The organism is Elusimicrobiaceae bacterium (assembly GCA_017528825.1).
In the GTDB taxonomy this organism is placed as follows: Bacteria; Elusimicrobiota; Elusimicrobia; order Elusimicrobiales; family Elusimicrobiaceae; genus Avelusimicrobium.
Genome location: JAFXOI010000040.1, coordinates 1 through 7,190, shown reverse-complemented (window position 1 = coordinate 7,190; position 7,190 = coordinate 1). Strand labels below are relative to the sequence as shown.

The window sequence follows — 7,190 nt, the reverse complement described above, 5'->3', positions numbered from 1 at the left end:
TGAAGGAATTGAGGGGTGGCTATCTTTTCCGGATAGAGTTCAATTTGTCCCCCCACGCGGAATTTTCCCCCTCAAACGGATAGATCGCGTGGTGCAGGTGGCGGGTGTCAATGTTTCTCTTAAACATGTGGAAGAAGTACTGCAACAGCATCCGGCTGTGAAGGCCTGCCGGGTGCGTCTGATGCGCCCCGATGAAGGCAAACGATTAAAGGCGTTTATCGTATTAAACTTAGGATATAACGAGCAAAGTTTGGCCGATATACGCATGAATCTATCCAAACACCTATCGTCGCACGAATTACCCCGCTCTTTTACTTTTGGAGAGCGTTTGCCGGTAAATGAAATGGGCAAAGACAGCGATTGGTAAAATTTGAAACAAAATAGTCAAAGTGGTGGCATATGCAAATTGGCAGAAATTTGCCTGATTTTGTGTGTTGAGTTAATTGGCAGGTCTACGAGTGGCACTTTGAAAATTGTAGAATAAATCAGGAGCCATTTATGATTAGCTTTTTTACTTGTTTAGGACTGCTTATCCTTTCTTATTTTACATATGCTAAATACGTGGAGCATGTTTTCGACCCAACAAAGGCCGAAACTCCCGCCCTCCGTTTGGCTAACGGGGTGGATTATGTGCCGATGCCTCTTTGGCGGATGGTGCTAGTGCAACTGTTAAACATTGCCGGTTTAGGGCCGGTGTTTGGAGCAATTTCCGGCGCGTTGTGGGGGCCGAGTGTGTTTTTGTGGATTACGCTGGGCACTATTTTTGCGGGAGCGGTGCACGATTTTGCTTGCGGATTTTTATCCATGCGTCATGAGGGCCAATCTATTGCGGAAGTGACGGGCATTTATTTGGGCCCAAAAATCAAAAACTGTATGCGTGTTTTTAGCGTGATTTTGCTGGTGATGGTGGGGACCGTATTTGCGGTGGGGCCGGCTAATTTACTGGTGTTTTTATTTAAGGGACATGTAGCAGCAAACAGTATTTTTATCAATACCTATTTTTGGCTTACGCTTATTTTTCTATATTATTTCTTGGCGACGTTTCTGCCTATTGATAAAATTATCGGGCGGTTTTACCCGTTATTCGGTATTTGTTTGCTACTGATGGCACTAGGCGTATCCGGCGGGATGTTTTTGCAAGGGTATACTATTCCGGAGATTACTTTTCATAATTTGCATCCGTCACACCTGCCCATTTGGCCGCTTATGTTTGTGACGGTGGCCTGCGGCGCTATATCGGGTTTTCACGCTACCCAATCGCCCTTAATGGCGCGTTGTATTACCAGTGAATATCAATCTCGTCAAGTGTTTGCCGGCGCTATGATTATGGAAGGAATTATTGCACTCATTTGGGCGGCTGCCGGTTGTGCCATTTACGAAAAAACGGGTGGCTTAATGACAGGCCTGCAAGAAATGTTAGCACATAATGGACAGGCCGGAGCCGTTTATGACATTTGCTTAAAAACAATCGGACCGTTAAAGTGGGGCGGCATTTCCTTTGGCCTTTTATTTGTGATGATTGGGGTAATTGTCTGTCCGATTACGTCGGGCGATACGGCTTTTCGTGCGGCCCGTTTGACGCTGGCTGATTGGTTCAAAATTGACCAAAAGCCGTTTTTAAAACGCTTACGTTTAACGGCCCCCATCTTGCTTGCAGGCGTGATTATCAGCCAACTCCCCTACGACGTGATATGGCGCTATTTCAGTTGGTCTAACCAAACCTTAGCGATGATTGTATTATGGGCCGCTACCATGTATTTGCACGGAAAAAAGCGGAACTATCTACTGACACTCGTACCGGCAATTTTTATGACGGCGGTAAGCGTGACGTACTTCTTAATCGCGCCCGAGTGCTTGCATTTGCCCGCGCTAGTGGCTTGGCCTTTGGGCCTAGCTCTTACGGGCACGCTGGTCGCTTATTTTTTAATAAAAATAAAAAAGAAGAATGTTTAAGACTTGGTAGTATCCAAAAGGATATAGAAGGGTCATTAAAGAATATTACCGATAATGTGATAGAATAAGCCTATGAACATTTTATTTATCAATGCTTGCCCACGAAAAGATTCCCGTACGAAAATTCTTGCGGATTATCTTTTAACTAAAATCAATGGCGATGTGCAGGAGCGAAATCTTACAGAAACCGCCCTTTTTCCGTTAAGTGAAAAAATGCTTGATCGTCGGACGGCATTGGCAGAAAAGGGAGATTTTAATCATCCTTTGTTTCAGTTAGCCAACGAATTTGCCTCGGCGGACATTATTGTAATTGCCGCTCCGTTTTGGGATTTATCCTTCCCGGCATTATTAAAAGTTTATATTGAAAACATTAATGTCGTCGGTATAACTTTTTCCTATAACCAAGACGGCACCCCCCATGGCCTTTGCAAAGCCAAAAAACTCTATTACGTAACGACCGCCGGAGGGCCTATCGTTGATGATAGCTACGGCTATGGCTATGTAAAAGAACTGGCACAAAAGTTCTATGAGATTGCGGAAATATCTTGTATCAAAGCTGAAAATTTAGACATTGAAAACGCAGATGTGGCGCAAATTATGGATGATACAAAACGCCGCATTGACGCCTTCATCTTATAAAAACCCCCTCGCATTTTCTGCAAGGGGGTTTTTGATGAATATAATATCGATAATTCCAGCTTTGTATCTTTATAATATCCCTAAAAACTGCTATATCGGGAGTTATTTTTGAGATTTATCGTTGGCAACCGGATCCGTTGCGCAATACACGGTAAATGTTCTTGTATAGTAGATGCCCATGGTACAAGCCACCAGGAGTTCATCAATCCAGTCATTATTTGTTGTCATCTTAACAATTTTTCCGTTTGGGCAAATGTCAGAAAAATCATGCTCGTGTTTTCGGCTCATACCCCAGAAGAAAAAATGGTCTCTTTCCGAATAGGTCTGAATATTTGTATAGTTGTCCGCCTTTTTATCCATAATAAACTTTGAGCCGGTGCAACCACACAAAACACCAGCACATAAAATAGCACCTAAAATAAATGATTTTTTGTCTTTCATAAAATACTCCTTCCTCGATTGAAAATTCAGTTGTTACGGGTTTAAGTTCTTTCTTAATTCTAATTATACATAATCTTACGAACACAATAAAATCTAGCAGTACGATAAAGCATAGCAGGTAATTTCAAAAATCGAACTATATATTTCTGCCCGGATTAAAATTTACGCGGAAGAGGGGCAGTCCGACAAGAATCAAAAAGATCTAATTTTTTGTCATACCATTTGCTGTCTACTTCCATCAGGGCTAGTAAGGAGTGCGATAAATGGTCATGAGAAAACTTCTGCTCTGAGGCTTTTTTCTTCAAGCAATTATAGTCTATGTGACTGGAACTTTTCATGGCTTCATTCATCCACACAATCATGGGCACACTAGTTTGTTCTTTGGGAGCTATCCAATACGGCAGGCTGTGCAAATAAATTCCGTTTTCCCCTAAAGATTCCCCATGATCAGACACGTAAAGTAGACCGGTTTCATAGTCCGGAAATTTTTTCAGCATATCAATAAGGGACGAAAGAATATGATCCGTATACAAGATGGTATTGTCATACGTGTTCACAATTTGTTCTTTGGTACACGTTTGTATGTCTTCCGTATCGCAGGTAGGAGTAAATTGCTTAAATTGGTCAGGGTATCGGCGATAATACGTTGGGCCATGGCTACCGATGGTATGTAGCACAATAAATGCATCCCCCTTTAGATTGGTCAAAAACTCCTCTAATCCTTCTAATAAAACCTCATCTTTACAGTATTTCCCGTCGCAAAACTGCTCATTTTTTACATCCATTTCTAGGTAGGGCACGCGTTCGCATACCTTCTTGCAACCGTTATCATTTTCCTTCCATAAAATTTCATAGCCACTTTGTTGCAACAGATCCAACATATTTTCGGTGTATTTAGCTTTACTGGGTTTGAAATCTTTTCGTGATAAGAAGGAAAATATAGCCGGTATCGAAACAGCTGTGCTGGTTCCGGCGGATTTAACATGCCGGAAATTCACGATGTCTTGTTGTTTAAGTTTCGGATTGGTTTCATGTTCATAACCGTTTAATGAAAAATTCATAGCACGGGCTGTTTCCCCCAAAACAAGTATAAAGATGGTTCGTTTTTTATCCGGATATGGAACCAGCTGGGCCTCTTCATCTAATTTCGTGATGGTTCGCTTTGTTGCATGTTCTTCTTGAAAATAACGTAGGGTGGCCCATAGATAGTTCGTGGGATTAATCAGTTGACGTATATGGCGATTATTTCGTCCAAAAGACGCATAGTCTTTATACAGAAAAGGTAATAAAAGAAGCAGACATAATACTAAAACTAGGAAACGTTGCAGTCTACTCCATAGTTCTCTACCAAATGGCCGAAAAATAATCTTAATTTTTGCTAGACAAAAAGCGGGAAAAATGCCAAGCAAGGTAAGCCATAATACAGAACGAATGGTGACTAAATCTTTTACTTCACTGGGAGCCGTTTCAAAGGTATTACGTATCATGTCTGCATCAATAAAGATCCCGAACTGATACATAAAATAGTTAGTAGCAGCGGAAATAATAAGCAATACAATAATCAGCGGTTTCCCGACGTACGGAAGCAGTAATAGGCTGAAAAGTAAATAAAGTGCGGCACACAGAAATATCGGTACGGATAGGACGAATAATCCACCGATAAAATGAGAACAATCAACATGAGTAAATATATAACGCCAAAAACTAAAGTTTAGAAAAAACAAAAAATAAAGAGAAACGATAGTTACTAGGCGGGCAGCTGGAAATTCCGCGTTTTTGAGAAAATAAAAAAGAGATTTTTTCATACCTATGTTGTTATCCTGATGTCCTATATATATTATCATTTTATGATGGATCTGAGAAAAATAGGGTTATATTTTCCCCCGCCTATTAGCTAATAAGCAGTTCATTAAGCCCCACACAGACAAATGTGCTACAATACCCAAAAGGAGAAATTATGAAAAAAATACTTTTGCTTTTGATAACGGCGCTATTCGTATCGGCGTGTAACACTGAGCCTGCCCCACAACAAGTAGCGCAGGTGCAACAACCTATGCCTACGTTAAATACCCAAGTAGCCGAGGCACAACAACCTACGTCTACATTGAGTACCCAAGTAGCCAACAAGGAGCAACCTACGTCTACATTGAGTATTCAAAAGGCATTAGTAGTATATTTTTCTGCCACGGGAAATACTAAAAAAGTAGCAGAAAATTTGGCCAAGGCATTGGATGCGGATATCTACGAGATAAAACCTGCCGTTCCCTACACTGCGGCTGATTTGAATTGGCGTGATAAAACGTCCAGAAGTTCGGTAGAGATGAGTAATGAAGCGTCCCGTCCGGAAATGGCGGAAAATGATATTTCCATCAAAGAGTACGACGTGATTTATCTTGGATTTCCGATTTGGTGGGGTACGGCTCCGCGTATTGTGAAAACATTTTTAGAGAAACACGATTTTTCCAATAAAAAGATTGTTCTGTTTGCCACCTCCGGCAGTAGCGGCATGGGAAACACCGCCGAAGACTTAAAATCGAGCGTGGCCACCATTGCCCAAATTAAACCGGGCAAAGTATTCAACGGCAACCCGTCTGTTGAAGAATTAAAATACTGGGCACAAATGGAATAATTAACAGTTTTGTATAGCTAACAAACCGCCTTTGCCAACCGCAAGGGCGGTTTTTAGTCTACCCGCACGCCTATCGCGCACGTTGGATGAATCGTATACGATTTGTCCTTCTTTTTATCTCTTGATTATTTAAGATATATTAACTATAACAATAAGATTTTAATTTCTTGCCTTACCTTGGCTAAATCACTGCAAAACAGAAGCGGAATAAGTGCATTTATTTATTCTCTCACCATTTTTGCTGAAGAAGCAAATGCATAAAATTCTCCTCAAAGCTTCTGAGAATCACTTATATCGGCTTTCCTCTCACAGCCGTGTAAGGAGATGCATTTTAAAATATAGTGTTGTTTTAAAGAGATCCCTTGCTTGCACAAAAAATTATCTGCTCTAGTACCCAGCAAAGGGCTAAAGTCGTAGGGAAATATCTATATTTTGCTATAATAATGATAATGAAAGGCATTTCTCTTGCATTCAATCTATTAGGCGGTTTAGGGGTGTTCCTGTTGGGCATCAAAATGATGAGCGACGGATTACAGAAAGCCGCCGGAGACCGTTTGCGGCGGATTATTGCCCGTGCCACTACCAACCGTTTTACGGCAACGCTGTCCGGTATTTTAGCCACCTCGATTATTCAATCGTCTTCAGCCACCACCGTCATGGTTGTAGGATTTGCCAGTGCGGGGCTGCTTAGTTTATCCCAATCTTTAGGCGTTATCTTTGGGGCCAATATTGGTACTACCACTACAGCCTGGCTGATTAGTATCCTCGGCTTTAAGGTAAACATTTCTGCGTTTGCCATGCCCATGATTGGCATTGGCTTTTTCTCTCAATTTATTAAAAAATGGCCGTTAGCACGCCGTATCGGGGAGGCCATGGTGGGGTTCGGGTTACTGTTTTTAGGGTTGTCGCTCATTCAGGGAGTCCTACCTGATATGCAAAATTCATCCGCTGTGGTGGAGTGGATTGTTAAATTTCGACCTAATACACTTCTTTCTTTATTAGGTGTAATCGGCGTAGGAACCGTGCTTACGGTATTGCTCCAATCCTCTAGCGCGGTGATGGCTGTTACGCTTACCTGTGCCGCAAAGGGACTCATTGACTATCCCACCGCTTGTGCCCTTGTATTAGGGGAAAACATCGGCACCACCATTACGGCCAATATTGCCGCTATCGGTGCTCCGCGGATTGCTAAACGTGCTGCGTTGGGGCACATGCTTTTTAACGTACTCGGGGTAGTGTGGGCGGTAGCATTTTTCCATCCTTTTTTGGGGCTGATTGATTGCTTTGTACCCGGCGCGACTACAGGCAATAGTCCTGAAGTTCTTTTGACTAGCATTCCTTATCACTTAGCCGCATTTCACACCACGTTTAACATTATAAATACAAGTATTATGCTTATGTTTATAAAACCGTTTGAAAAACTGATTTTATTTCTCTTGCCTGTCCAACGTAACGAACAAAACCAAACCGAACTACGCTACTTAAAAGTAGGGGTTACCACGACGCCGGAATTATTCATCGGTGCGGC

Annotated in this window: 7 protein-coding genes; 5 read left to right on the top strand and 2 right to left on the bottom strand. The window is 42.0% G+C overall.

Annotated elements, in window-relative coordinates; translation table 11 throughout:
• The 3 genes from IKN49_07060 to IKN49_07050 form a co-directional block, all read left to right on the top strand.
• Positions 1 to 367, top strand: a 367-nt coding sequence (locus IKN49_07060; protein ID MBR3632796.1) for a hypothetical protein, incomplete at its 5' end; no start/stop codon positions are given.
• A 131-nt stretch (positions 368 to 498) separates the two neighbouring features.
• Positions 499 to 1,953: a carbon starvation protein A gene (locus IKN49_07055; GenBank protein ID MBR3632795.1), complete on the top strand. Its 1,455-nt coding sequence runs from the start codon at positions 499 to 501 to the stop codon at positions 1,951 to 1,953.
• Between the two features lie 72 nt (positions 1,954 to 2,025).
• Complete coding sequence (locus tag IKN49_07050; protein ID MBR3632794.1) at positions 2,026 to 2,592, top strand: NAD(P)H-dependent oxidoreductase; 567 nt, start codon at positions 2,026 to 2,028, stop codon at positions 2,590 to 2,592.
• Positions 2,593 to 2,694: 102 nt separating this feature from the next.
• On the opposite strand, the gene IKN49_07045 is transcribed toward IKN49_07050, so the two are convergent.
• Both IKN49_07045 and IKN49_07040 read right to left on the bottom strand, forming a co-directional pair.
• The gene (locus IKN49_07045) at positions 2,695 to 3,033 is read right to left on the bottom strand and encodes a hypothetical protein (protein ID MBR3632793.1); all 339 of its coding nucleotides are present in this window, start codon (positions 3,031 to 3,033) and stop codon (positions 2,695 to 2,697) included.
• 155 nt (positions 3,034 to 3,188) lie between these two features.
• The gene (locus tag IKN49_07040; GenBank protein ID MBR3632792.1) at positions 3,189 to 4,838 is read right to left on the bottom strand and encodes a phosphoethanolamine--lipid A transferase; all 1,650 of its coding nucleotides are present in this window, start codon (positions 4,836 to 4,838) and stop codon (positions 3,189 to 3,191) included.
• Between the two features lie 152 nt (positions 4,839 to 4,990).
• Between IKN49_07040 and IKN49_07035 the strand changes: the two genes are divergently transcribed.
• Together IKN49_07035 and IKN49_07030 are read left to right on the top strand one after the other, a co-directional pair.
• The gene (locus tag IKN49_07035; protein ID MBR3632791.1) at positions 4,991 to 5,662 is read left to right on the top strand and encodes an NAD(P)H-dependent oxidoreductase; all 672 of its coding nucleotides are present in this window, start codon (positions 4,991 to 4,993) and stop codon (positions 5,660 to 5,662) included.
• Between the two features lie 449 nt (positions 5,663 to 6,111).
• On the top strand, positions 6,112 to 7,190 hold a 1,079-nt coding region (locus IKN49_07030), incomplete at its 3' end, for a Na/Pi cotransporter family protein (GenBank protein ID MBR3632790.1).

What these genes read in the sequence shown, in the direction of transcription:
- IKN49_07055 (MBR3632795.1), top strand. Translation starts at nt 499, where the DNA reads ATGATTAGCTTTTTTACTTGTTTAGGACTGCTTATCCTTTCTTATTTT.
- IKN49_07050 (MBR3632794.1), top strand. Translation starts at nt 2,026, where the DNA reads ATGAACATTTTATTTATCAATGCTTGCCCACGAAAAGATTCCCGTACG.
- IKN49_07045 (MBR3632793.1), bottom strand. Translation starts at nt 3,033, where the DNA reads ATGAAAGACAAAAAATCATTTATTTTAGGTGCTATTTTATGTGCTGGT.
- IKN49_07040 (MBR3632792.1), bottom strand. Translation starts at nt 4,838, where the DNA reads ATGAAAAAATCTCTTTTTTATTTTCTCAAAAACGCGGAATTTCCAGCT.
- IKN49_07035 (MBR3632791.1), top strand. Translation starts at nt 4,991, where the DNA reads ATGAAAAAAATACTTTTGCTTTTGATAACGGCGCTATTCGTATCGGCG.